We start from the raw sequence: 25322 nt of genomic DNA, 5'->3' as shown, positions 1-25322 counted from the left end.
CTGGCCGCTAGTACCAGGTGATCGGATCGGCGGCACCCCAGCCGTCGATCGACACCCACGCCTTGCGGCCGGGGTTGCCGTAGTAGCACGTGAGCTGCACCGTGCCGTTCTCCGGCACCGCGTACGTTCTGGTGCCCCACGTCCCCGAGGCGTCGTCATTGCACCGCATGACGTAGTTGCCCGCCGGGAAGTCCGACACGGTCACCTTCATGTAGGCGCAGGAGTACGTCGTGCACTCGCCGGGCCAGTCCCCGGACTGCCCCTTGCCGGTCACGGCTTTCGGCACGGGCGCCGCGACCGTGGTCGCCTGGTCCGCCACGACGTTGGACCACTGGCCCGCGGCATCCTGCGCGCGAGCCTCGATCCTGTGGGTCTCGCTGTAGCCGTACCGGTTGTCGCGTGACCCGTTGTTGTTCACGTTCTGCCAGTTGCCGCCGTCGATGCGGATCTGCATCTGCGAGATGGCGCGGCCGTTCGGATCGGGAGCCCGCCAGGTGAACGTGATGTCGCGCCCGTCCCCGCTGCGCGCCGCCGTCACCGTCGGGTTGCGCACCGGACCGTAGGGTCGTGCGACGCCCGACGGCGCCGACTCGGCACCGTCGTAGCGGACGCCGTCCAGGGCCGTGTACGCGCGGACGCGGACCGTGTAGTCGGTGCCGTTGTTCAGGCCGCCGATCGTGCGGCCGTCCCAGTTCGCCTGCCAGCCGCCGCCGTTGAGCGAGTACTCGTACCCGAGTTCGCTGGCGTTCGCGCCGTTGCCCGGCGCCGGGTCGTAGGTCACCACGATGGCGCTGTCGCCGCTGGGCGTCGAGGCCTGGACGTTCGTCGGCGCTCCCGGCGGCGTGAAGGCCCGGCGCGGTGCGGACGGCGCGCTGTCGGCGCCCCAGCCCGCCTTGTTGCGGGCCGCGACGGTGAAGGTGTAGTCCGTCGTCGAGGCGTCGATCGCGAGAGCCTGCGACGTCTGGCCGCCGGGGATGCCGGCAATCGTGTTCACCACCGCGCCGCCGCGGATCACGTTCAGGCGGTACTCGGCGATGGCATCGCCGTTGTTGGCGGGAGCGCTCCACGACACGCGCATCTGCGCCTGGGCGCCGACGGGGTCGAGGCGCTCCGTGGTCGGGGCGGCTGCGGCATCCGGTGCCCGCGCGGGGATCTCGGAAGCCGACCACCCGCTCCAGCTCGAGGGGTCGGGCGCGCGGTTGTGCGCCCGTACGCGCACCTGGTAGGCCACGCCGTTCTCGAGGCCGTCCCACACGACGGAGTTGCCCGTGAGCTCGCTCTTCTGCACGATGCCCGACGGCGGGGCCGGCGAGATCTCGAGTGTGAACTTCTCGACGGGCGAACCCGGGGTCGTCGGCGTCACCCACGACACGGTGAGACTCTGGTCGCCGAAGACGAGCGCCGGCGGCTGCGGCGTATCGGGGCGCGCGTCGGGACGTGCGGGCGGCGACGCGGCCGAGGGGTCGGACGAGCCGACGCGGTTGACGGCTATTACGACGAAGTTGTACTCGACGTTGTTCGTCAGGCCGTCGAGGGTGCACGTCGTCGACGCGCACTCCTTCGTGTACGTGCCAGCCGTCGACGACACCTCGTAGTGCGTGATCTCGGCGCCGTTGTTCGCGGGAGGCGTCCACGACAGCACCACCGTGCGGTCCTGCACGCTCGACACGCTCGGCGTGCCCGGAGCATCGGGCCTGCCCTGCACGGTCAGACGGATCCGGCCTTCGACCTGCCGGTCGGGGTCTCCGGTGGCATCCTCCACGCGGTAGCGCACGACCATGGTCCCGAAGAAGTCGGCGTCCGGGGTGACGCGCACCTCGTCGCCGGCGATCTCCGAGGCGCCGTCGCCCGTCTCGGTCTGGACGTCGATGATCTTCAATGGCGTCTCGGGGAACGGGTTGACGTCGTTGCCCAGCACCGGCACGGACACGGTGTCGCCCTGGTGGGCCTCGTCGACGATGTCGTCGTTGGCCGTCGCGAGCTCACGCGTCGACGCGGTCACGCGCACCGTGACAGTGCCCTCGACGGGGTCGGTCTCGCCGTCCGACACCCGGACGGTCAGTCGCTCGATCGTGCCCTTCGGCGTCGCGGAATCGGCGCCGACGCGCAGGTCCTGACTGTCGATCGACGCCGACAGCCCGTCGGGCGCGCCTCCGACGATCTCGTAGCGCATGCCGTCGAGGTCTTCGGGGTCGGGGTCGGTGGTGAGCGCGCGCAGGTCGAGCGAGGTCGGGTCCTCGCCGGGCGCGACCTCCACCGAGCCGTCGGTGAACTCGGGCTGCTGGTTGTCGGGCGGGAGCACGGTGATCGGGAGCGTGAGCGTCGCCTTCCGGCCCTTCGGGTCATCGGGGCCGGTGCCGTCGGTGACCTCGAAAGTGAGCGCGTCCTGACCGAAGTAGCCCTTCTTCGACGTGTACTCGAGCGTCGTCTGGTCCTTGACGAGAGGCGCTCCGTCGGCGTTGACGGCGCTGACCTTGGCCGCCTCGGTGATCACCACGCGTGCATCGCCCGCGGCCTGTACGTACTCGCTGAGCGGGATCTCGATCGTCTCGCCGCTCTTGACCTCGATCGCCTCGGTCGAGATGAGCGTGGGCGGCAGCGACGAGAGCGAGGGGACGTGGATGAAGGCGGATGCCTCGAACCCGTCGCGGTCGGTGATCTTGTACGTCACCAGGCGGTCGGTGTCGTCGAGCGTCACGCGGATCCGGCCGTCGGAGAGCGCGCGCGCCGACGCGTCGTCGACCGACACCGAGAGGTCGTCGACGGTTCCGTCGGGGTCCTCGTCGTTGACGAGCACCTCCAGGTCGACACTGTCGCCGTCGACGTCCGCGGCGCGCACGTAGTCGTCGCGGGCGATCGGCCGGAGCAGAGGAACATCGTCGGCCACGGTGATCTGCAGCACCGCCTTCGCCGTCGCCCCCCGCGCATCGCGGATCGTGTACTGGAGCGAGGTCTCGACCTCTTCGTCCGGCGCGGTGACGATCACGCGGTCGCCGAGGACCTCCGCCTCGAGCCCGTCGACGTCGGGAACGATCAGCCCGCTGCTCACCAGTGCGATCTCATCGCCGTCCGGGTCGGAGTCGTTCGCCCGCACGGGCACCGCGACCGTGCGGCCCGGGCGCATGACGACCGCATCCTTCGCGGCGTACGGCGCCTGGTTGGCGCTCTCGGCGGGGGCGATGCCGACGCGGATGCTCCCGGTGGCTTCGGCGCCGAGCCGATCGCGCACGCGGTACGTGAACGCGTCGACCCCGCCGACCCCGTCGAAGGCCTCGTACACGACGTAGTTGGACCCCACCTCGACCACGCGGCCCTTGCCGGGAGGCGACGCGATGCCCTCCAGCCGGACGGAGTCTCCGTCGGCGTCGATGCCGTCGAGCGGGATCGCGATGCGCACCTGGCTGCCGTCGAGCGTCCGCGCCACGATGTCGTGCGGGCGGGGTGCGGCGTTCGTCTCCTCGTTGACGGGGAGCACCTGGATCGTCACGTACCCGGCGTCCTTCTGGCCGGTGCTGTCGATCACCTCGTAGGTGGCGTAGACGGTGCCCGGCTCATCGGACGCGCGGAAGCGCAGGACGTCCTGAGAGACGAAGATCTCGCCGTCCTGCGGGTCGACCAGCGGAGCGACGAGGTCGGGGGCGACGTGGATCGCGTCGCCGTTCGGGTGGTAGTCGTTGTCGAGCACGGGGATGTTCACGACGTCGCCCGCCCGCACCACGATCTGGTCGTCGTTCGCGACGGGTGGCTGAAGCTTGGTGGGGGCGGGGATCGGGATGACGATCACCTCGCCCTCGGCGGACTTCGAGCCGTTGGACACGCGATAGGTGATCCGCACCTGCGCCCCGAGAGCGGCCTGGTCGCTGATGCGCAGCGTCTCGTGGTTGATCACGGCGACCGAGATGCCGGAGTTCGGCTCGACCGTGACGGACTGGACGACGAGGATTCCGCCTGCCGGGTCCGAATCGTTCACGAGCACGTTGACGAGCACCTCGCCGCCGCTCGGCAGCAGCGCGACGTCGCGCACCGCCACCGGGGGCGCCGTCGAGTCCTTGTCGGGGAGCACCTGGACGCGGACCAGCCCCTCGGCGTTCTTCGAACCGGCGGCGACGAGGTACTGGACGTAGTAGTCGCCCGGGACGTCCGAGACGAACGCGAAGGTCTTGTTGGCGAAGTCGGGGGTGATGGTGGCACCCGGCACCTCGTCGACCCGGACGAGCCGAAGCGGTTCGCGGCCGGAGCTGGTGTCGTTGGCCACCGGCGCCACCGTGGCGACCTGTCCGGCCTGAACGACGACGCGGTCGGCGTTCGTGACCGGGTCGGTCGAACCCACCGGCCGCACATCGAAGCGAACGGTGCCGGATGACGGCTCTGTGCCGTCCGACACGACGATCGGCACGTCCTTGCGTCCCTGGGTGCCGCCGACGGCCCGGTAGGTGATGCGTCCGTCGGCGGTGAAGTCGGCCTCGTCGCCCTCCGCAGGGGCCACCGACAGCAGGAACACGTCGTCGCCGTCTGGGTCGATCCAGTCGGGCAGCACGTTGTACGACGCGACGCCGCCGGCCTCGACCACGACGGTCGTGACGCGCTTCTGCTTCGGGGGCGAGTTCTCGCTCCAGTCGTGCACGTTCAGCGTCACCTTGGCCGTGTCGGTGCCGCCGCGACCGTCGTCGATCTCGTAGGTGAACGAGGTCGACCCGGAGGCGTCCTCGGGAACCGACACCTGCAGCGCGGCCCCGTCGTCGATGGTCGAGACCTCTCCGAACGACGGCCCGTCGTCGGCCACCGCGGCGATCAGCACGTCGCCGTCGGGATCGCTGTCGTTGTCGAGCACCGGCAGCAGGGTGGTGCGGCCGGGACGCACTCCGAACTTGTCGTTCGTGGCGACCGGCGGGGTGTTGACCTCGGAGCGCTCGGGGAGCGTCGTCTCGACGGTCTCCTCGGTGGTCTGCTCGTCCTCTTCGGCCTCACCCTCGGGCGGGGTGATCTCGTTCCAGTTGTCGACGCGCTGCATGCTGTCGCTGGCCATCCAGGCCGCGCCGCCGACGATGTCGTTGAGCACGACGACATCGCGGTTGACGCGGAAGCGGAGCACGGACGAGGCCCGGACGCCCTCGACATCGGTCGCGAGGTCGTCGGCGTCGCCGACGCAGTCGCGGACGAACTTGGCCGACCCGTTCCAGGCGGCGTACGCGCATCCCTCGAGGAAGACGGGGGCCGCCGGATCGCCCTGCGCCCCGGCGGCCTGGACCACCGGGTCGGAGCCGTCGAGGGGTACTCGGACGAGAGCGGAGTCCGTCGCCAGGGTCACAGCGTCGCTCTGCGCGGACGGCTGCTGCAGGACGGCGGTGCGGCCGCCGTCGATCTCGGTGCGCCGGCCGTCGACGAACAGCGCGCCGCCGTCGGCGTCGAGGATGGCGGCACGGTCGCCGACCGCGGAGACCGTGACGGCCGACTTCGGGTCGAGGCCCTCGACCGCGGAGCGGGACGGCTCGGCCGGGGACCCCTCCGCGTCGGTGCGGATCGTCACGAGCTCCGCGTCCTCCGCCGAGACGGCGTAGACGGTGCCGTCGACGCCGGCCGCGACATCCGCTCCCTCGCCGAGGGTCGCGATCGGCTCGGCGCCTTCGACCTCGAACGAGCCCACGGCTGCCGCAGGCACGACCCACAGATCGCCCGCCGACGGGTCGAGGATGGCGACGGTGGACCCGCCGAGCACGACCTTCGCGCCACCGGGGACATCGGCCGACTCGGTCAGAGCCACCATCGCGGGGTCGATCGAGGTGATGCTCGAGTCGGTCTCGTCGACGACGAGGATGTCCGCCCCGGACTGGAGGATGTCGTACTTCCCACCGGTGGTGCGCAGACCCCCGTCGAGCACCTGCGACTCGTGGTTGAAGTGTCCGACGAGGAGCGCGGACTGCTTCGTCACCCAGACGCCGCCGTCATGGAGGTCGACCTCGGTCGTGGGATTGCCCTCGTAGACGAAGGCCATGGTCGTGATGGCCACGGCGGCGGCCGTGAGGACGCTGACCGACGCCACAGCGCGCGGACGCGAGCGGAGCCACGCGAATGACTTCATCGGACCTTCGGCCTCCTCCGTCGGTCGGGGCATGCGTGGCGAGCGCAGCGGCAAGACGTCTCAGCCTAACCCGGCGACCCGGACACCCTCCCCGGCGCGCGTCGCCTCGGAGATCGTATTCCGGGACCGGCCCCGACGCCCATGGGGAGATTCACCCATGGGCGCCGGGACTCAGCGGGCGACGTACTCGCGGAGGTGGTGCGCCGTGAGGCTCTCACCCGAGGCGACGAGATCTTCCGGCCTGCCCTCGAACACCACGAGGCCGCCGTCGTGGCCCGCTCCCGGTCCGAGGTCGATGATCCAGTCGGCGTGGGCCATCACGGCCTGGTGGTGCTCGATCACGATGACGCTGTTGCCGGCGTCGACCAGGCGGTCGAGCATCCCGAGCATGTTGTCCACGTCGGCGAGGTGCAGCCCAGTGGTGGGCTCGTCGAGAACGTAGATCGCCCCCTTCTTCGCCATCGAGATCGCGAGCTTGAGACGCTGCCGCTCACCCCCCGACAGGGTGTTGAGCGCCTGTCCGAGGGTGATGTAGCCGAGCCCGACGTCGATCATGCGCATCAGGGTGGTGTGCGCCGGCCCCTTGGTGAAGAACTCGGATGCCTCGCCCGCCGACATCGCGAGGACCTCGGCGATGTTCTTGCCGTCGAGGCGGTACTCGAGCACCTCGTCGCTGAAGCCGGACCCGTCGCACAGTTCGCACAGCGTCTCGACGGTCTGCGTGAATCCGAGCGTGGTGATGATGACGCCCAGGCCCTTGCACGCCGGGCACGCGCCCTCGGAGTTCGCGCTGAAAAGACCCGGCTTGACGCCGTTCGCCTTGGCGAACGCCGAGCGGATCGCGTCCAGGATGCCCGTGTAGGTCGCCGGGCTGCTGCGTCGCGACCCCTTGATGGGCGCCTGGTCGACCACGACCACGTCGTCGAACGCGGGGACGTTGCCGTGGATGAGCGACGACTTGCCCGAGCCCGCCACGCCCGTCACCACGGTGAGGATGCCCAGCGGGATGTCGACATCGACCTTCTTGAGGTTGTGCTGCTGCGCGCCTCGGATCTCGAGCACGCCCTTCGCGGCGCGGGTCGACTCCTTCAGCCGCGCGCGGTCGTCGAGGTGCCGGCCGGTGATGGTGCCCGACGCACGCAGGCCCGCGACATCCCCCGTGTACTGGATCTCGCCGCCGGCGCGGCCCGCGCCCGGCCCGAGGTCGACGATGTGGTCGGCGATCTCGATGACCTCGGGCTTGTGCTCGACGACGAGCACGGTGTTGCCCTTGTCGCGCAGGAGCTTGAGGAGCGCGTTCATCCGCTGGATGTCGTGGGGGTGGAGCCCCGCCGTCGGCTCGTCGAACACGTAGCTGATGTCGGTGAGCGCCGATCCGAGGTGGCGGATCATCTTGGTGCGCTGCGCCTCACCGCCCGAGAGGGTGCCCGACGAGCGGTCGAGCGAGAGGTACCCGAGGCCGATGTCGACGAAGGAGTCGATCGTCGCGCGCAGGCTGGCCATCAGCGGGGCGACCTCGGCGTCGTCGATCGTGCCGAGCCACTCCGCCAGGTCGGTGATCTGCATGGCCGCGGCATCCGCGATGTTCACGCCCTTGATCTTCGACGAGCGCGCGCCCTCGTTCAGACGGGAGCCCCCGCAGTCGGGGCACGCGGTGAACTTGACGGCCCGGTCGACGAACGCCCGGATGTGCGGCTGCAGGGCGTCGCGGTCCTTCTGCAGCACGGACTTCGTGAGCTTGGGGATGAGTCCCTCGTAGGTCATGTTGATGTTCTGGATCTTGACCTTCGTGGGCTCCTTGTAGAGGAAGTCCTCGCGCTCCTGCGCCGTGAAGTCCTTGATCGGCTTGTCGGGGTCGAAGAACCCGGACTCGGTGAACCCGCGCACCATCCAGCCGTCGACGTTGTAGCCCGGGATCGTGATGGCGCCGCCCGCCAGCGACTTCGAGCTGTCGAACAGCTCGTCGAGGTCGATGTCGCTCGCCTCGCCGAGGCCCTCGCAGCGGGGGCACATGCCGCCGGTGACCTCGAACGAGCGGCGCTCCTTGACGGTCTTGCCGCCCTTCTCGAAGGTCACCGCACCGGCGCCCGACACGGACGGGATGTTGAACGAGAACGCCTGCGGCGACCCGACGTGCGGCTGGCCGATGCGGCTGAACAGGATGCGCAGCATCGCGTGGGCGTCGGTGGCCGTGCCGACCGTCGAGCGCGAGTTGGCCCCCATCCGCTCCTGGTCGACGATGATCGCCGGGCTCACGTTCTCGAGGGCATCGACCTCGGGGCGGTTGAGCTGGCCCATGAACTGCTGCACGAACGTGGGGTAGGTCTCGTTGATGAGCCGCTGCGACTCGTTCGCGATCGTGGCGAAGACGAGCGACGACTTGCCCGACCCGCTCACACCGGTGAACACCGTGAGGCGCCGCTTGGGGATGTCGACGTCGACGTTCTTGAGGTTGTTCTCTCGGGCTCCGACGACACGGATCTGCTCGTGCGAGTCGGCGATGTGGGGGACGGATGCCTCGGCCATGGGGTCCTCTCGATCGAATGCGACCCTACATTCTGGCCGCGATCGCGGACACCGCGCTTCCTGAATCCGGTCAGGACCCGGGTTCGGGGCGGATCTTGTCGTTCGGGGCGCATGACGGCCGCCCCCATCGACGCAGCGCGCCCCGAACCGCCGGCGGCACGGTCAGGCCGCGTCGACCGCCGGCTCGATCGCGAAGTTGTCGCGGAAGACGCACGTCGGATCGACCCGCGCCTTGATCGCGCGCAGCCGCGCGAGCGTCGCGGGCGGGAACGCCTCGCCGATGCGCTCGGGCCGCTCCGACGAGTCGAAGCTCAGGTACATGCCGGCGATGTGCTCGGCGAGCGCCCGCCACTGCGCGTCGAGGCTCGCCGGGTTCGATCCCAGCGCGACGACGGAGAAGTTCGCCGACCGGTGGGCGTAGGCCGTCGCGTCCTCGGGCACGTCGGCCACCGCGCCGCCGACCGCGCGCAGCTGGAAGAAGGGAACGGCGCCGGATGCCAGCATCCGGGCCGCCGCCTCGGCGAATGCGGGCGTCACGTGCTCGATGAGTCCCGACCTCGAGTGCGGCTCGCCCGAGCCGTGCTGCGGACCCAGGTCGGCGTTCGCCATGACCTGGGCGTACGGGGCGACCTGGACGGACTGCTGCACGAGCGGCGCGAGCTCGGCGAAGGGCTGCAGCCGGGCGATGATCGTGTCGGGATCGTCGGAGTCGACCACGCCGTAAAGCTGCACGACCTGCGGCTGTCCGGGGCGCGGGCCGCCGGCGAGGAGGAAGACGGTGAGGTCGCGCGGCGCGTCCTCCACGATCCGCCCGTACCCCTCGAGGAAGCCGGGCAGGTCGTCGACCTGGAACGCGAGCTGCGCCCAGCCGACCTCGCCGACCTCGTCGACCTCGAACTCGAACGACGTCACGACGCCGACGTTGCCTCCGGCGCCGCGGATCGCCCAGAACAGGTCGGCATGGGTGCCGGCGTCGGCGCGCACGATCGAGCCATCCGCCAGCACGATCTCGGCGGCGCGGAGGTGGTCGATCGTCAGGCCGTGCTCGCGGGCGAGGAACCCGATGCCGCCAGCCGTCGCGAGGCCTCCCACGCCCACGCCGCCGTAGTCGCCCGACGACAGTGCCCAGCCGTGCTCGGCGAGTGCCGCCGCGACCTCCATCCATCGCGCGCCCGGCCCGATGCGCACGAGCCGGCGATCCACGTCGAGCACCTCGATCGCGTCGAGTCGGCGGAGGTCGATCACGATCCCGCCGTCGTTCGTGCTGCGGCCGCTGATGCCATGGCCGCCGCTGCGGACCGAGAGCGAGGCATCCGGATGGCGCCTCGCGAAGGCGATCGACTCGGCGACCTGCGCCGGCGAATCCGGCTGCAGGACGAGACCGGGCGAGCCGCCGCGCATGTACGTCGAGCGCACGTCGGCGTATTCGAAGTCTCCGGGCTCGATCGCTCTCACCCCCGCGGGCACGTCGTCGTAGGCGATGCCGTGACGTCGGGCGGCGAGGGCCGCGGATGAGCGGGCGGATGCCGTCGTCGTGCCGCGCTCGCCGCGCTCGCGCGCGACGAGCTCGCGCACGGCGGGAGCCACGTCCGCGCCGAAGGTCTGCAGCAGGCGCGGGTCGTCGCCCGCGAGGATGAACGTGCCGATGCCGTCCTCGATCGCGAGCCGGACGAGGCGCTCGGCGAACTCGCGCGGATCGGCGGCGAGCTGCCCGACGTTGAGCAGGCGGCGGATCTCGCGCGGATCACGGCCGACCGATGCGGCGGCCTCGTCGATCGCGGTGTTGCCGCGGCCGAGGTCGCCGGGCTTCATGTAGCCGAGCGAGGGCAGCCAGCCGTCGCCCTTGCGTCCGGTGAGGGCGAGCATGCGGGGCTTGTAGGCGCCGATCAGGATCGGGATGTCGTGGGCAGGGCGCGGCCCGCGCTTCGCTCCATGGACGCGGTGGTACGCGCCGTCGGTGAAGGCGCCGCGGCGCTCGCTGGTGTTCCACAGCTCGCGGATGACGTCGATCGCCTCCTCGAGCGCGGTCACCGCCTGACCGGGGGTCAGGCGTCCACCGCCCATGGCCTCGATGGCGTCCCAGAAGCCGCCGGCGCCGAGGCCGAGGTCGAACCGGCCGCCCGAGAGCAGGTCGAGGCTCGCCGCGCTCCGCGCGACGACGGCCGGCGGGCGCAGGGGCACGTTGAGCACGTTCGGTGCGATGCGGATGGTGTCGGTCCGCGCGGCGACGAACGACATGAGGGTCCATGTGTCGAGGAACGCGGGCTGGTACGGGTGATCCTGGAAGGTGACGAGATCGAGCCCGGATGCCTCGGCGGCCTGCGCGAGCAGGACGGGGGCGTCGGGGTTCGCTGCGGATGGGGTGATGAACGCGCCGAATTCGAGCACGTGGCCGTAGTCCATGTAGATCCTCCGAGTCCCGGAACGCCTCGGCCGGCCGGATCATTCCGGGCCGAAGGATGCCGCGAGCGCGATCGAGTCGAACAGGCTGAGCATCGCGTGGCGGATCTCGCCGAGCGGCGTCGCGAAGCTCGCGAGCGCGACGTGCTTCGAGCCGGGCACGGCGAACCAGTACTCCGCCTCGAGGCGGGATGCCACGGCTTCGACGCCGTCCTCGGCGACCGTCTCCTCGCGCACGCGGTCGATGCGCAGCATGCTCGCGCGCGGGCCGTCGAGGCGGCGTGCAGTGTCGATGCCCTCGACGCCGAGCACCCGGAAGCTCTCGCGCAGCACCCCGAGCACCGCGTCGGCCGACGTGCCGACCGCCGGCGTCATGCGCATGCCGGCCGGGGAGTGCACGGTGAGCGACGCCGGGGTGGCGAGGTCGGGCACGATCTCGAGGCACAGGAAGATCGCGTGGGCACCGGCATCCCTCCCGGCGTCGACGGCACGGCGGAGGTGGTCGCGCAGGCGCCGCCGGGCTGTCGCCGCATCGTCGGCGGTTCCGACGAGCTCGCGCACCGCGGCATCGACCTGTGCGGCGGCGACCGCCTCGTCCCGGGGATCGACGGCCAGCCACCGCCCGGGCAGCTGGAACGTCAGCTGCGGCGCGGCCGCCGTCGGGGCGTCGGTCGTCACTCGCCCGTGAGCCGGCGGAGGTCTTCGGGCGTCAGCCGAAGAGACTCGCCGGCGCCCGCCGCGATCCCGAGGCTGTCGGCGACCTCCGACGTCACGATCACATCGTCGGCCAGGGCCGACGAACGGGTGTCGTAGTCATCGCGGTCGCCGTCGATGAAGATGAGGCTCACGGGGTTGCGGGACACGGCCGCATCGTCGGCGAGCACCGGCGCGGCGCCGCGGACGGACGCGATGATGCCCTCGTCGGAGGAGTCGTCGAGGAACAGCAGGATGACCGTCGCGGTGTTCCACGGGGCGCCGGAGTGCTGCGTATCCGCGATCGCGCCGTTGATCCCGTCGACCCCGGCGAGCTCCGACTCGAGCCCGCTCAGATCGGGGTCGGAGGTGCACCCCGCGAGGGCCAGCGCACCGATCGCGATCGTCAGGGCGAGTGTCGTCCGCAGCAGTCTCATCGCGCCTCTACGACCCTCTCGTGTACGTGTAGGTGTGCACTTCCTCGTAGCTCGAGCCGCCTTCGGAGGCGAAGAAGATCTCGTCGCCGGGCCGCGGTTCGGGGAGGTAGCGCTCCGCCTCAGCACCATACATGGTCGCATCGTGCATGGGCGTGGTGAGCGGACGGTAGGTCTGCCAGTCTTCGTCGAAGCGCACGTAGTCGACGGGGTCGAGGCCCAGCAGCTCCAGGGTGTGCACCGGATCGATGCCGTTGTTGATCTGCGTGACGCGCACGTCGGGCGGCATGTCGCTGTAGTGCTTGTCGATCGCCGAGCCGGCCGTGAAGACCGACTCCACCCGATCGGCGACGCGCGGGTTCGTCGCGAGCTCCCCCGCCATCATCCCGCCGAGCGACCAGCCCGTGAACATGATGGGCGCGTCGCTCTCGAACACCCCGGCGTCGGTCATCGCGTCCCACACCGCCTCTTCATACTGCGTGGGCACGCCGGGGAACATCGACAGCATCACGTCGGCACGGACGTCGTTGAGCGCGCCGTCGGTGTTCGTGACGCTCCAGTTCTGCGTGCTCGGCAGCTGGATCCGCCACGACACCACGTTGCCCGCCGCGTCGCGGATCGCCACGACGCGGATCTCGGTCTCGGCGTCGAGGCCGTTGGCGTCCTGCTGCGCGAGGTCGACCATGAGCCCCTGGTAGTCGCGCGCCTCCAGATCGTCGAGCGCGGCATCCTTCTCGGCATCACCCGTCGGCGCCGTGTCATCGGTCTGCGAGCCGATGCGCTGGGGACTCCCGACCATCTCGGCGATGGCCAGCGTCAGCAGCGCGGCGGCGAGGAACGCGCCGAGCACGAGCAGCCCGACGACGCCGAAGATGACGAAGACCAGCCCGATCACGAGCGCCGCCGCCAGCAGGATGGCGATCACGACGAGCGCCGAGATCAGCGCGCTCAGTAGCTCCTGCAGCATCTCGACCACCGCGGCCAGCACCTGCGACGCCCACTCGCCGACCATCTCGAAGAAGTCGCCGATCGGATCCCAGAACTGATTCCAGTTGTCGCCGAACGAGTCCGCGCCGTGCTCGACGGCCGTCTCGATGGCGTCGATGGCCCGGTTCGCGGCATCCCAGATGTCCTGCCTCGCCTGGTTCAGCGTGCGGCGAGCGTCCTCGACCCGGCCCGCGGAATAGGCGGCGCCGTCGCTCGTCGACCAGAGCTCCTCATACAGCGCGTCGGTCGGCGCTCCCTCGGCCTCGGCGAGGGTGATATCGTTGCGCAGATCGTCGAGGTCGCCCTGCAGCCGGTAGCTGCGCGCCTGGTGGAAGTCGGCGTCGTCGACCGCGGCCCGCGCGGTCGACTGGATCGGCCCGAGCTCGACGGCGTACGTGGTGAGCGCCGTCGCGGTCCCCCCGTACCGCTTGCGGGCGCGGCGAAGCCCGGCGGCCGCCTCCGTGGCCGACTCCTCGAGCGCGTCGGTCGCCTCGCTGCGCTGGGCGTCGACCAGGTCGCGCAGGGCGTCGGCCGCGCGCTCGATCGCCTCGGCGGTGCTCTGCAGGCGTCGGGCGCGCGTCTCGAGCTCGGACGGACGTCCGGCGAACACGTCCTCGAACTCCCCCTCCAGGCCCGAGGTCACGGGGTCGTCCCGTGGCCCATGGATTCGTCGAGCTCGGTCATCGTCTCGTCGATCGCCTCGAGCCAGTCGCGCACCGTGACGAGCTGCTCCTCGAGCTTGCCGCGGTTGTAGTCCCAGTTGCCGGCGAAGTCGCGCACCTTGCCCGCCAGACGGTGCTCCCCGGTGAGGTCGGCGAGATCGTCGCCGACGCGATCCGCGCTGCGGAAGGTCGAGAGCGCGCCGGCCACCCGCCCCCGTGCGGCGCGGATCCCCTCCAGATCGAGCTGGATGTCGCCCATCGGCCCCCCTCGGTGATCGAATGCGCCGTCATCGCGAGCCTAGGGCGGCGGGCCGAGGCATCCGATGGGGACAATCCCCCATGCGGTCAGGCCGCGCGCCAGCACCCCGCCACGTGATCGTCGACCATGCCCGACGACTGCATGAGCGCGTACATCGTCGTGGAGCCGACGAAGCGGAACCCGCGCTTGCGGAGAGCCTTGCTCAGGGCGTCGGACTCGGCGGTGGTCGCCGGCACGTCGCCGAAAGACGCGGGACGCGCGTGGGATGCCGGAGCGAACGACCACATGAAGGCATCGAGCTCGCCCGGCTCCATGTCGAGCACCAGTCGGGCGTTCGAGATCGTCGCGAGGATCTTCGCCCGGTTGCGGATGATCCCGGCGTCGGCCATGAGCCGCTCGACATCCGCCTCGCCGAACCCTGCGACCGCCACCGGGTCGAACCCGGCGAACACCTCGCGGAAGCGCGGCCGCTTGCGCAGGATCGTGATCCACGACAGCCCGGCCTGGAAGCCCTCGAGGCTCATCTTCTCGAACAGCGCGCGGTCGCCGTGGAGGGGGATGCCCCACTCCTCGTCGTGGTACCGGCGGTACTCGGGGTCGTCGCCGACCCACGCGCACCGCGCGACGTGGTCGGGTCCGGGGCGGGTGTCGGTGGTCACCCGTTCACCCTAGGACCGGCCGCCGACGGTCACGCGCGCGGTTCGCGCAGGTACGCCTGGATCTCGTCCGTCGCGACGGCCTCGCCCGGAAGCGGAGTGCGTTCGCCGTCGGCGCGGAGCCCGTCGAGGAACACGACGATCTGTCGGGCGACGATCCGCTGGCGCGCGACGTCGGGCAGGTAGCCGTAGTCGCCCAGCCCGAAGGCGGCGAGCGAGATGTCGTTCGCCTCGACGTCGGGGCGGAGCATCCCCTCGTCCTGCGCCCGGCGCGTCACCTCGCGGAGCGAGGCGTCCCAGTCCGCGCCGTGACGGATGTCGGGATCGAGCTCGGCCATCCGCCGGATGACTCTCGGCACGGCCGGCCGCGACAGCGTGAGGAGAGCCAGGCCGGTCACGAGCGCGACGACGCCGTCCCAGCCGGTGTCCTGGCTCACCATGTCGTCGATGACTCGCTGCTGCTCCACGGTGTGGCGATCGTAGAGCGCGCGCACGACGTCGTCGACCGACGCGAACCTCCGGTAGAGCGTCGCATTGCCGACGCCGGCGAGGCGGGCGAGCTCGCTCATCGACAGGTCGGGCTCGTTGCGCGCGAAGTGACGCTCGGCCGCGGCGAGGATCTGCTCGCGGCTGCGCTGAACCTCGACGCGCTCCGCGCGGACCCGTCCTGCACCCTCCACGGACCCAACGATACGTTCACGCGGGGCGGCCCGGGGGACGACGCGAAGCCCGGTCACCGCGGTCGGCCTGGATCCCCAGAGGCCGACGACGTCCCACACGTCCGCGTGGCGCCGTGCCGAGGCATCGGCACGGTCGGGCTCCGCGTCGGTTGTCCCCGGGGCGAAGCTAGCGGAGTTCCTATCCGGACACAAATCCCCAGTTAATCGAGGACGCCGGCACCCTCACTTCTTCTTGAGCGACTTCTCCGACACGGGAGCGTCGCCCGACGCGGCGAGCGCGGCGTAGTAGTCGCGCGCCTCGTTCTGACGCTCGAGCTCCGCCCCCGACGCGATCGGCGCGCGCACGTGCTCGGGCGCGAAGCCGTAGGCGTCGACGAGGTCCTGCGCGTGCGGACGCAGGCGGGCGGCGAGGCGGTCGATGTACCGGGAGACGGATGCCGCGCGCTGCGCCGACAGACGCCCGTTGATGAGGTACCAGGCGAGGTGCTTCTCGATGAGGTGCAGGCCGAAGAGGTCGCGCAGCCAGGTCAGGACCTGCTTCGTGCCGTCGTCGTCGACCTTGTTGACGCCGTCGGTGAACGCCTCCCACTGCAGCAGCTCGGCGTGTGCGCGCGCCGCCTCGATGAGTTCGGCCTGGTGGCCGTTGAACAGCGCAGCCGCGTCGGCGGGCGAGAGCTTCGACGCCGGCCGCAGCGCTCCCGCGATATCGGAGACCATCTGCTGCACGCGCCCGGCGAGCAGCTCGTGCTGCTGGTCCTCGCGGAGCCCGAGCTCGACCGAGCGGGCGGTCGAGCCGAGGTCGGCGACCGACTGGCCGAGCTGACGCAGCCCCGCGCCGTGGAAGAGCTTGCCGGCGGTCTGCTTCGCGGCGTAGCGGGCGAGGGCCGCGGCATCCTTCCCCTTGAACTGCTGCGCGAAGTCGGACAGCAGCCGCTTGCCGACCAGCTGCAGGAGGACGTTGTTGTCGCCCTCGAAGGTGACGTACACGTCGAGGTCCTGGTGGAGGCCGACCATGCGGTTCTCGGCCAGGAAGCCCGAGCCGCCGCAGGCCTCGCGCGCCTCCTGGATCGTGTCGAGGGCGTTCCAGGTCGACAGGGGCTTGAGCGCGGCCGCGAGGGTCTCGAGGTTCTCGCGCTCGGTGGACGTGTCGTTGCGTCCCGAGAACACGCCGTCGAACGCGCGCAGCAGCTCGTCGTGCGCGAAGAACTGGGCGTAGTTCTGCGCGAGCAGGGGCAGAAGGCGCCGCTGGTGCTTGCCGTAGTCGAGCAGCACGACCTCGGCCGTCCCGGCGCCGGAGTCGAACTGGCGACGCTGGTTCGCGTAGGTCAGCGCGATGTAGAGCGAGAGCGCGGTGCCCGTGGTCGCGGCGCCGTCGAGCGACACACGTCCCTGCACGAGCGCGCCGAGCATGGTGAAGAACCGGCGACCAGGGGTCGGGATGTCGCTCGAGTACGTGCCGTCGGCGGCGACGTCGCCGTAGCGGTTGAGCAGGTTCGTGCGGGGGATGCGGACGTGGTCGAAGTGGAGGCGGCCGTTGTCGATGCCGTTCAGCCCGCCCTTGACCCCGTCGTCCTCGCCGCCGATGCCGGGGAGGAAGTTCCCCTCCTCGTCGCGCAGCGGCACGAAGAAGCAGTGCACGCCGTAGTTCACGCCGCCCGTGATGAGCTGCGCGAACACGGTCGCCGCCTTGCCGTGGAGCGCCGCGTTGCCGAGGTAGTCCTTCCATGCGCCGCGGAACGGCGTGTGGATGACGAACTCCTCGGTCTCGGCGTCGTACGTCGCCGTGGTGCCGATGGCCGCGACATCCGATCCGTGCCCCGTCTCGGTCATCGCGAACGCGCCCGGAAGGCTCATGTCGATCACGCCGGAGAGCCACCTGTCGTGGTGCTCCTTGGTGCCGAGTTGGAAGATCGCCGAGCCGAACAGGCCCCACTGCACGCCCGACTTGATCTGCAGGCTGGGATCGGCCAGCACGAGCTCCTGGAAGCCGGCGAGGTTCGCGCCGTTGTCGCCGAGGCCGCCGTACTCGGCGGGGAATGCGCGACGCGAGCCGCCGTGCTCGACGAGGAGGTGGAGCTGCGTGAGCGTGCGCTCCCGGTGCTCGGCCATCGGCTGACCGTCGATGCGCCAGAACGCCGGGTCCTTGATCATCTCGCGCGCCTCGCGGCGGGTGTCTGCCCACGTGCCGAGCAGCAGGTCGGTGACGGCGGCGACATCGATGCGGGGATCGGATGCCTCTTCCGCGGTGTGCGGGGCGGTGGGAGCTCCGCCGGCAGGCGTGCGCTTGCTGGTGGCGGGCTTGTGTGAGCGGACGGCGGCGTCGGCCATGTGCGTCACCTCTCGGTGTCGGTGGGCGGAAAAGTCATCTCCGACGGTAGGACTCCCACAATGACCGCCCAAACCGGTTGGAGCACTACGACAACGCGACCGCGTCACGGGTCGCCCCCACGTTGTGCCCTCCCCACACCCGCCCCTCCCTCCCCCGTCGCCCGTTCCCCGTCGCCCATTCCCCGTCGCCCGTTCCCCGTTCGCGTCCCCCGTGCCCCGTCCCCGTCCCCCGTCGGTTTGTGTGGAGAAGATCACGCTTCGACGCTCGGAAAGCGGAACCTTCTCCACACAAACGGACGCGTACGGAGACGGAGGGAGGGGAGGATGGGGGCATGCAGATCACGCTCGAGCCGTGGGGCGAGGGCGACCTCGAGCTGCTCCGCCGCGCGAACACGCCGGAACTCACGCGCTACCTCGGCGGGCCCGAGACCGAGGACGCTCTGGCCGAGCGGCACGCCGAATATACGGACGGCGGCGAGGCCGTCCGCATGTTCCGCGTCGAGGTCGACGGTGCGGCGGCCGGGTACGCGGGCTGGTGGGAGCAGGAGCATGACGGGGCTCCCGCCTACGAGGTGGGGTGCGTGATCGAGCCCGCGTGGCAAGGGCGCGGCGTCGCGTCGACCGTCCTGGCCGAGGTCGTGCGGCGGGCCGCCGACGCCGGCGGCGGGCGCCCCATCGTGGGCTACGGGCACGTCGGGAACGAGGCATCCCATGCGCTCTGCCGTCGCGTCGGATTCACGCTCGAGGGGACCGGCGTGTTCCCCGCGGCCGACGGCGGCGAGCCGACGACCGTGAACGTCTGGGTGATCCGCCCTCGGGGGTGAACGGCGGACGGATGCCTCGCCCGCAGCCGCGTCGGTGTCAGAGGCCCTTCGCACAATGGTGAACGAAGGACGGCGGTGCGATGCAGGTCACGCTCACACGATGGGGTCCCGACGACCTCCCGGTGCTCGAGCGCGCCAACACCCCCGAGATGACCGCGCACCTCGGCGGTCCCGAGACCGACGAGCAGCTGCGCGAACGGCATGCGCGGTATCTGCGGCTCAACGCGAGCCGCGAGGCGTGCATGCTGCGCATCGACGTCGACGGCGTGCCCGCCGGCGGCATCGGGTACTGGCAGGCCGAGCACGACGGCGTGCCCGCCTTCGAGACCGGGTGGAGCGTCGAGCCGGACTGGCAGGGGCGCGGGGTCGCGAGAGAGGCGCTGCGGCAGCTCATCCGGCTGGTCGTCGCCGACGGTCGCCGCGGGCTGCTCGTCGCATATCCGGGCGTCGACAACGCGGGGTCGAATGCGCTGTGCCGCGGAGCCGGGTTCGAGCATCGCGGATCGGCGACCGCGCCCTGGCGCGGCGGCGAGCTCACGTTCAACAACTGGCTGCTCGACGTGTCGCCGCTCGATCTCGCTGGGCGGCAGCCCGGGGTCGACGAGCAGTTCGACGGCGACCTGCTCGATGAGGCGAGGTGGTGGCCGTTCTACACGCCGCACTGGGCGTCCCGCGAGGCGACGCGGGCGCGCTGGAGCCTCGGCGGCGGTGGGCTCGAGCTGCGCGTCGGCGAAGACACCCCGCCCTGGGCGCCCGAGCTCGACGGCGACCTCCGGGTGTCGCACCTGCAGACCGGTCAGTTCTCCGGGCCGGTCAGCAGCGACGTCGGCCAGCACCGATTCCGCGACGGGCTCGTCGTGCGCGAGGAGCAGCCCGAGCAGCGGGGCTGGCTCGTGCGCCACGGTGTGATCGAGGTACGCCTGGCCGCCGTCAAGCACCGCGATGTGATGGTCGCGTTCTGGCCGATCGGCTTCGAGGAGCGTCCCGACGACTGCGGAGAGCTGTGCATCGCCGAGATCTTCGGCGGCGAGCTCGACGACGACGGAGGCTGGGTGGGCGTCGGCGTCAAGCCGCAGAACGATCCTCGACTCCGCGAGGACTTCGAGAAGATCCGGATCGACGGCGACCTGACCGCGATGCACGACTACGCCGTCGAGTGGACGCCCGAGCGGGTGCGCTTCTTCATCGACGGCACCTGGGTGAAGACGGTGGTGCAGTCGATCGACTATCCGGTGCAGTTCATGCTCGACGTCTACGAGTTCCCGCGGCCCGACGGCATTCGCGACACCGCTGCGCTGCCGCACGTGCTCCGGGTCGAGCGGGTGCGTTCGTTCCCGCCCGCCTGACTCTCGCTGTCCACAGGTGGCGAGCGCCGCGACCCCGTTGCCTTAGCCTCTCTGAGGCGAGTCGAAACCGACCGTCGGTGGTGGCGGTCGAGCGGAGACAGCGGATGGCAATGTCGGACAGGTTGAAGAAGGGTCTCGCCGCGGGCGCGGTCTTCCTCGGTGTGGGAATCGGCGGCCTCGTGGTCAACGACGTCGTGAACGGGCCCGACGCCTCGCGCGACGACACGACACAAGAGGTCGTCGAAGCCGGCAACGAAGACGTCTTCGCCCTCCGTGTTGGCGACTGCTTCGACGACGTAGAAGCCGCGGAGTTCGCGAGTCTGCCTGTCATCCCGTGCGACGAGCCGCACACCAATCAAGTCTTCGGCTCCTACGCGCTCCCCGACGGGGACTGGCCCGGCGACGAGAGCATCGGAGAGGGGAGCATCGCCGAGTGCGACGCTCTGTTCGAGAAGTTCGTCGGGATCGGCTACGACGAGTCCGCGCTCGACTGGTGGACCATCAGCCCGACCGAGGAGAGCTGGACCACCGAGGACGACCGCGAGGTCCAGTGCGTGATCTTCGACCCAGCCGGCGAGGTCACCGGCACGCTCGAGGCCGCAGCCCGCTGACACCGGAGGGCGCCGACCCGATCCGGATTGACGCCCTCACCGGTGCGGCCTACATGCTCAGCCCGCGGCCGGGCCTGCGGCAGTGGCCGACGGCGAGCCTGCTGCCCCGCGTCGCGTCCGTCTAGACGTAGCCGAACAGCGTCGGCTGCTCGCGGAACGAGACGGCGTCGGGGGCGCTCCGCGAGACCCCGAGCCATGTCTCGGCCACGACGTCGAGCGCGTGCTCGGCGCTGACCGCGGCGTCGACCAGCTCGACCGCGATCACGTGGGGACCGGGGTCCACCTCGACGACGAGGGCCGCGGCGAACCCGGTCTGCATCCGCGTGCGGGGCTCCAGCTCGGCCGGGAGGGCGTCGTCGACGCGGACGAGGACGCGGGTGCCCTCCCAGCCTTCCTGGAACTCGATGTGGATCGGGATCACTTCTTCGCCGTGCCCTTCCGCGCGGTGGTCGACTTCGCCGCCGGGCGCTTCGGCGTCGCCTTCGCAGCCGACGACGTCGACCTCGTCCCTGCCGACCGTGTCCGCGCCGGCTCGAACGACTCGGCCTTCTGCTCGACCTCCTCGAGCACTCGAGGGAGGACCCCGCGCGCTGCGAACACGTCGTGCATCTCGCGCTGCATCGCCGCGGCCGAGGCATCCGCCCCCTCCCGCGCCGCGTCGGCGGTGATCGAATCGACCAGGCCGTGCATGCGGATGTGGCCGAGCGACTCGGCGGCCGCCGGTGTGACGAGCGCGCGCTCCGACAGCGCCAGGGCCTCGTCGAGGTGAGCCGCTCGCGTGCGGATCGCACCGCCGGCGTCGGCCACCGAGCTCTGCGCGTCGGCCCCCTCGGGGATCTGCAGCACCTTGAAGTCCCGCGCGAGCGGTCGGGCGATCGCCGCAGCCGCGTGGATCGCGATGCGTGAGTCGGGCAGCCGGTCGATCGCCTCGAGGAGCGTGTCGTTCGCGACGGTGTCGACTGCCGTGCCGTCGAACGCCAGCGCACGACCGACCCTCTCGGTGAACACCGCACCCGCGAGCCCGGCCTCCTCGTACGACCGCGGCGACGCGACGCGCAGCGAGAACGGCTCGCTGCGCAGCGGCCGTCCGTCGATCTCGACCACGGCGATCACGTCGTACGAGCCGGGCTCGGAGACGTCCCAGCCGTTGAGGCCCGCGAACACCGGCAGCGACGCGTAGACCGCGCCGCCCGCGGGCAGCACGCTCGCCGCCGCGTCGGCGCAGGTGCGGGCGTACGGCATCCACTGCCGCGGCTCCTTGCCCGGCGACGACACGATCGTGAGCACGTGCTGCGGGTCGAGGAGGTCGGCGTGCACGATCTTCGGCTCGCCGCTCGTGTTCGTGAGCTTCAGCTCGAGCACGACCGGCTCCAGGAAGTCGAACACGGCCGTCTCACGGTTCGCGCGCACCTCGAGCCGATACTCGGCCGGCGGGAGCTCGCTGAACGCCTGCTCGAACGAGTGGTTGTCGAACCAGTCCGCGTTGCCCATCTGCACGAAGCGCGACGGCGCGTGCCGCATGAACAGCAGCTCCTCGTCCGAGAAGCGGTACGCGAAGTCGGAGAAGAACGCGGCCTGACCGCCCGACACGAAGTACGGGTAGTTCATGAACGAGCGCGCCTCCGGCTGGTCGGCCATCGGGATCCATGGCGTCCCCAGAGACTTCTGCCATGCGTGGGCGAGATTGAACGCGTGGCCCATCTCGTGCACGGCCGTCCAGAACCTCATGCGGCTGTCCCACGCCGCGGGCGCGGCATCCCCCGCCGGCACGTCCCTGATGAACGAGTCCGTGAAGATCGCCGTGCCCTGACGATGGTTCGGCCCGATGTCGTCGAACATGATGCCGCCGAGGCTGTGACCCTGATCGTGCTGGCGCGCCCAGAAGGTCCAGAGCGCCCACTGCGGGGCGTCGGCGAAACGCGACCAGTACGTCTGCATCGCGTCGTGCATCTCGGCGTCGCTCCACGTCGTGTTCGCACCGGCGCCGCTGATGGGCACGCTGCCCGCGGCCGCCGTGCTGACGTCGAAGCCCGCCCGCCGGAACACGGTCTCGATCGACAGCGTCTCGGAGGCGAGCGAGGCCGGCCGGTTCGGGTGGTCGTGCGTGCCGATCTGCGTGACCGGCTCGGAGTCGCTGGTCGAGTCGAACTCGAACTGCACCGGGTGGAACGACGCGGTCTCGAACGGATACTTGCGGGTGAGCGACTTCCCCCCGGGACCGGTGAACACGACGGTCGCATGACCGCCGAGGCCGAAGAACGACGGTGTCACCTTGATGTCGACGCGGTCGTACGCGAAGCCTCCGGCACCGAAGCCGTCGGTGTACCAGATGGGTCCGGCGTACCGCCACTTGCCCGTCTTGGCGACCTTCGCGATCCACGACTTCTGCTTCGACAGCAGCGAGATCGTCGTGCCGCTCGCCGTCATCTGCGGGAAGTGACGATCGACGTCGAGCCGGAGCTCCTCGCGGAGCACGAGAGGCGAGAACGCGATCGGCGGCCCCTCGACCGCGTCGGCGGCATCGGCGGTATCGGCGGCGCCGTCGGACTCGGACGTGGTGCGGGTGAACGGCAGGGGCAGCCGTCGGATGACGTAGGTTCCGCTCGCGGACGCGAACCGCCGCGGGAAGAAGTCCAGGTCGTCGGTCGGGATCGGAATCCGATCGAAGAGCGCGGCGTCGATGCCGGACTCGTTGTCGATGATGGTCATGTCTCCTCCTCGGATGACCGGGGGCGGGCGCCCCCTGATGAGGAGGGGCTCCGCTGAGGAGGAGATACATCGCCGACGGATGCCGCAGCCCGCGGCACCGGCCGGTGGCCGCACCCGCGGTCAGGCCGCGCGGATGACCTCGAGCACGGCGTCGCCGTAGGCCTCGCGCTTCTTCGCGCCGATGCCGGTGACTCCGTCGAGGTCGGCGAGGCTCGCCGGGCGGATCTCCGCCAGGGCGCGAAGCGTGGCATCGCCGAACACGATGTAGGCAGGCACGCCGAGCTCCTTCGCGATACCCGCGCGCCACTCGCGCAGCGCCTCGAACAGGCTCCGGTCGCCTTCGGCGAGCGTGTCGGAGGCCGACGTCTTGCGCACCCGCGTGGTCGTGGTGCGCCCGAGCACATCGCGCCGCAGCGGCACTGGCGTCTCGCCGCGCAGCACGCCCCCGGCCGGCTCACCGAGGGCGAGCGTGCCGTACTCGCCGCGGGAGACGAGGATGCCGCGCGCCAGCAGCTGCCGGATCACGCTGCGCCAGTCCTGCTCGCTGAGGTCGGAGCCGAGACCGTAGGTCGACAGCGCGTCGTGACCCTGCTGGCGGATGCGCTCGGTCGACGATCCGCGCAGGATGTCGATCAGGTGGCCGGCGCCGAACGCCTGGTTGCGCTCGCGCTGCAGTCGCACGATCGTCGACAGCAGCTTCTGGGCGGGGACGAGGCCGTCCCACGTCTCGGGGGCCTCGAGGCAGGTGTCGCAGTTGCCGCAGGGAGCCGAGTCCTGGCCGAAGTAGGCGAGGAGGTTCTGGCGGCGGCATCCGATCGTCTCGCAGAGACCCAGCATCGCGTCGAGGTGCTGCCCCAGGCGGGTCTTGTAGGCGCGATCGCCGGGGCTCTGGTCGATCATGCGGCGCTGCTGCACGACGTCGCCGAGGCCGTACGCCATCCACACCACGGACGGGTCGCCGTCGCGGCCGGCGCGGCCCGTCTCCTGGTAGTAGCCCTCGACCGACTTCGGCAGGTCGATGTGCGCGACGAACCGCACGTCGGGCTTGTCGATGCCCATGCCGAAGGCGATGGTCGCGACCATCACGACCCCGTCGTCGCGCAGGAACCGCGACTGGTTCGCGGAGCGGATGGAGGAGTCGAGGCCCGCGTGGTACGGCAGGGCGTCGAAGCCCTGCGTGCGGAGGAACTCGGCCGTCTGCTCGACCGACTTGCGACTCAGGGCATAGACGATGCCGGCCGACCCCTCGGGCTGCGAACGGATGAACGCGGCGAGCTGGCGTCGCGGATCGGTCTTGGCGTCGATGCGGTACTGGATGTTCGGCCGGTCGAAGCTCGACACGAAGTGCCGGGCGCCGGGCAGCCGGAGCCGCTCGGTCATCTCGCGGTGCGTGGCCGGCGTCGCGGTGGCCGTCAGTGCGAGGCGGGGCACGCCGGGGAAGCGCTCGGCCAGGTCGCCGAGCGCGAGGTAGTCGGGACGGAAGTCGTGGCCCCACTGCGATACGCAGTGCGCCTCGTCGATCGCGATGACGCTGAGGCGACCCCGCGCGAGGAAGCGCAGCGTGGCCTCGGTGTTGAGCCGCTCAGGCGCGACGTACAGCAGGTCGAGGTCGCCGGCGAGGTAGGCCTGCTCGACCGCAGCGCGCTCGGGCGGCGACTGGGTCGAGTTGAGGTACGCGGCGCGCACGCCGTTGGCGACGAGCGCATCGACCTGGTCGTGCATGAGCGCGATGAGCGGGCTCACCACGAGGCCCGTTCCCGCACGCACCAGAGCGGGCACCTGGTAGCAGACGCTCTTGCCTCCGCCGGTCGGCATCAGCACGACGGCGTCGCCACCGGCGATCACGTGCTCGACGATGGCCCCCTGCTCGCCGCGGAACGTGTCGTAGCCGTAGACCTCGTGGAGCACGGCGCGCGGATCGGCGCCGGCGAAGTCGCGGCGCGGCGCCGCTGCGAACGCCGGCTCGGGCGCCCCGAGGCTCGGCGCGGGTGGCGCGAACCCGCGCGACGGCTCGACGTAGGGCGGCTCGTCGAACTCGGGCGGCGGAGCGAGCTCGTCGGGGTCCCACACGAGGTCGGCGTACGGGTCGCCCTGCGGAATGCTCATCGCTCCCAGGGTAGCCCGGGCG

The 25322-nt window shown here is 70.9% G+C and carries 16 protein-coding genes; 3 read left to right on the top strand and 13 right to left on the bottom strand.

Annotated elements, in window-relative coordinates:
• Positions 1–7: 7 nt before the first annotated feature.
• The 10 genes from EER34_RS06930 to EER34_RS06885 form a co-directional block, all read right to left on the bottom strand.
• Positions 8–6079, bottom strand: a complete 6072-nt coding sequence (locus EER34_RS06930; protein WP_127473771.1) for an Ig-like domain-containing protein — start codon at positions 6077–6079, stop codon at positions 8–10.
• 171 nt (positions 6080–6250) lie between these two features.
• Positions 6251–8605, bottom strand: coding sequence for an ATP-binding cassette domain-containing protein (locus tag EER34_RS06925; protein ID WP_127473770.1), 2355 nt, complete (start codon positions 8603–8605; stop codon positions 6251–6253).
• A gap of 162 nt (positions 8606–8767) precedes the next feature.
• On the bottom strand, positions 8768–11008 hold the full coding sequence (locus EER34_RS06920) for an LLM class flavin-dependent oxidoreductase (protein WP_127473769.1): 2241 nt from the start codon (positions 11006–11008) through the stop codon (positions 8768–8770).
• A gap of 39 nt (positions 11009–11047) precedes the next feature.
• Positions 11048–11683, bottom strand: a complete 636-nt coding sequence (locus EER34_RS06915; protein WP_127473768.1) for a hypothetical protein — start codon at positions 11681–11683, stop codon at positions 11048–11050.
• The gene (locus EER34_RS06910) at positions 11680–12135 is read right to left on the bottom strand and encodes a hypothetical protein (protein ID WP_127473767.1); all 456 of its coding nucleotides are present in this window, start codon (positions 12133–12135) and stop codon (positions 11680–11682) included. Before EER34_RS06910 ends, EER34_RS06915 begins: the two co-directional genes overlap by 4 nt.
• Positions 12136–12142: 7 nt before the next feature.
• Entirely contained in the window at positions 12143–13762 is a 1620-nt protein-coding gene (locus EER34_RS06905) for a hypothetical protein (protein WP_127473766.1), read from the bottom strand.
• Positions 13759–14040 (bottom strand): hypothetical protein, encoded by a 282-nt coding sequence (locus EER34_RS06900; protein WP_127473765.1) that lies wholly within the window; start codon positions 14038–14040, stop codon positions 13759–13761. The genes EER34_RS06905 and EER34_RS06900 overlap by 4 nt, the downstream gene beginning before the upstream one ends.
• An 86-nt stretch (positions 14041–14126) precedes the next feature.
• Positions 14127–14699: a DNA-3-methyladenine glycosylase I gene (locus EER34_RS06895; protein ID WP_127473764.1), complete on the bottom strand. Its 573-nt coding sequence runs from the start codon at positions 14697–14699 to the stop codon at positions 14127–14129.
• Between the two features lie 29 nt (positions 14700–14728).
• Positions 14729–15376, bottom strand: coding sequence for a TetR/AcrR family transcriptional regulator (locus EER34_RS06890; RefSeq protein ID WP_164743470.1), 648 nt, complete (start codon positions 15374–15376; stop codon positions 14729–14731).
• Positions 15377–15598: 222 nt separating this feature from the next.
• A complete protein-coding gene (locus tag EER34_RS06885; protein WP_127473762.1) occupies positions 15599–17704 on the bottom strand; it encodes an acyl-CoA dehydrogenase family protein in 2106 nt (701 codons plus the stop codon).
• A 332-nt stretch (positions 17705–18036) separates the two neighbouring features.
• On the opposite strand from EER34_RS06885, the gene EER34_RS06880 reads away from it, so the two are divergent.
• From EER34_RS06880 to EER34_RS06870, 3 genes are all read left to right on the top strand, one after another.
• The gene (locus EER34_RS06880; RefSeq protein ID WP_127473761.1) at positions 18037–18528 is read left to right on the top strand and encodes a GNAT family N-acetyltransferase; all 492 of its coding nucleotides are present in this window, start codon (positions 18037–18039) and stop codon (positions 18526–18528) included.
• A gap of 80 nt (positions 18529–18608) precedes the next feature.
• Positions 18609–19874, top strand: coding sequence for a GNAT family N-acetyltransferase (locus tag EER34_RS06875; protein ID WP_127473760.1), 1266 nt, complete (start codon positions 18609–18611; stop codon positions 19872–19874).
• Between the two features lie 104 nt (positions 19875–19978).
• Positions 19979–20485 carry a septum formation family protein gene (locus tag EER34_RS06870; protein ID WP_127473759.1) on the top strand — a complete coding sequence of 169 codons (507 nt, stop codon included), beginning with the start codon at positions 19979–19981 and terminating at the stop codon, positions 20483–20485.
• Positions 20486–20606: 121 nt separating this feature from the next.
• Here EER34_RS06870 and EER34_RS06865 read toward each other — a convergent pair whose 3' ends face one another.
• The 3 genes from EER34_RS06865 to recQ form a co-directional block, all read right to left on the bottom strand.
• Entirely contained in the window at positions 20607–20906 is a 300-nt protein-coding gene (locus EER34_RS06865; protein WP_127473758.1) for a hypothetical protein, read from the bottom strand.
• Entirely contained in the window at positions 20903–23194 is a 2292-nt protein-coding gene (locus EER34_RS06860; protein WP_127473757.1) for a zinc metalloprotease, read from the bottom strand. Before EER34_RS06860 ends, EER34_RS06865 begins: the two co-directional genes overlap by 4 nt.
• Before the next feature lie 120 nt (positions 23195–23314).
• The gene (gene recQ / locus EER34_RS06855) at positions 23315–25300 is read right to left on the bottom strand and encodes a DNA helicase RecQ (protein ID WP_127473756.1); all 1986 of its coding nucleotides are present in this window, start codon (positions 25298–25300) and stop codon (positions 23315–23317) included.
• Between the last annotated feature and the right edge of the window lie 22 nt (positions 25301–25322).

It is taken from the genome of Microbacterium sulfonylureivorans (genome assembly GCF_003999995.1).
Classification (GTDB): Bacteria; Actinomycetota; Actinomycetes; order Actinomycetales; family Microbacteriaceae; genus Microbacterium; species Microbacterium sulfonylureivorans.
The sequence above is the reverse complement of the archived record's forward strand: the minus strand, read 5'-3'. Positions and strand labels throughout refer to the sequence as shown.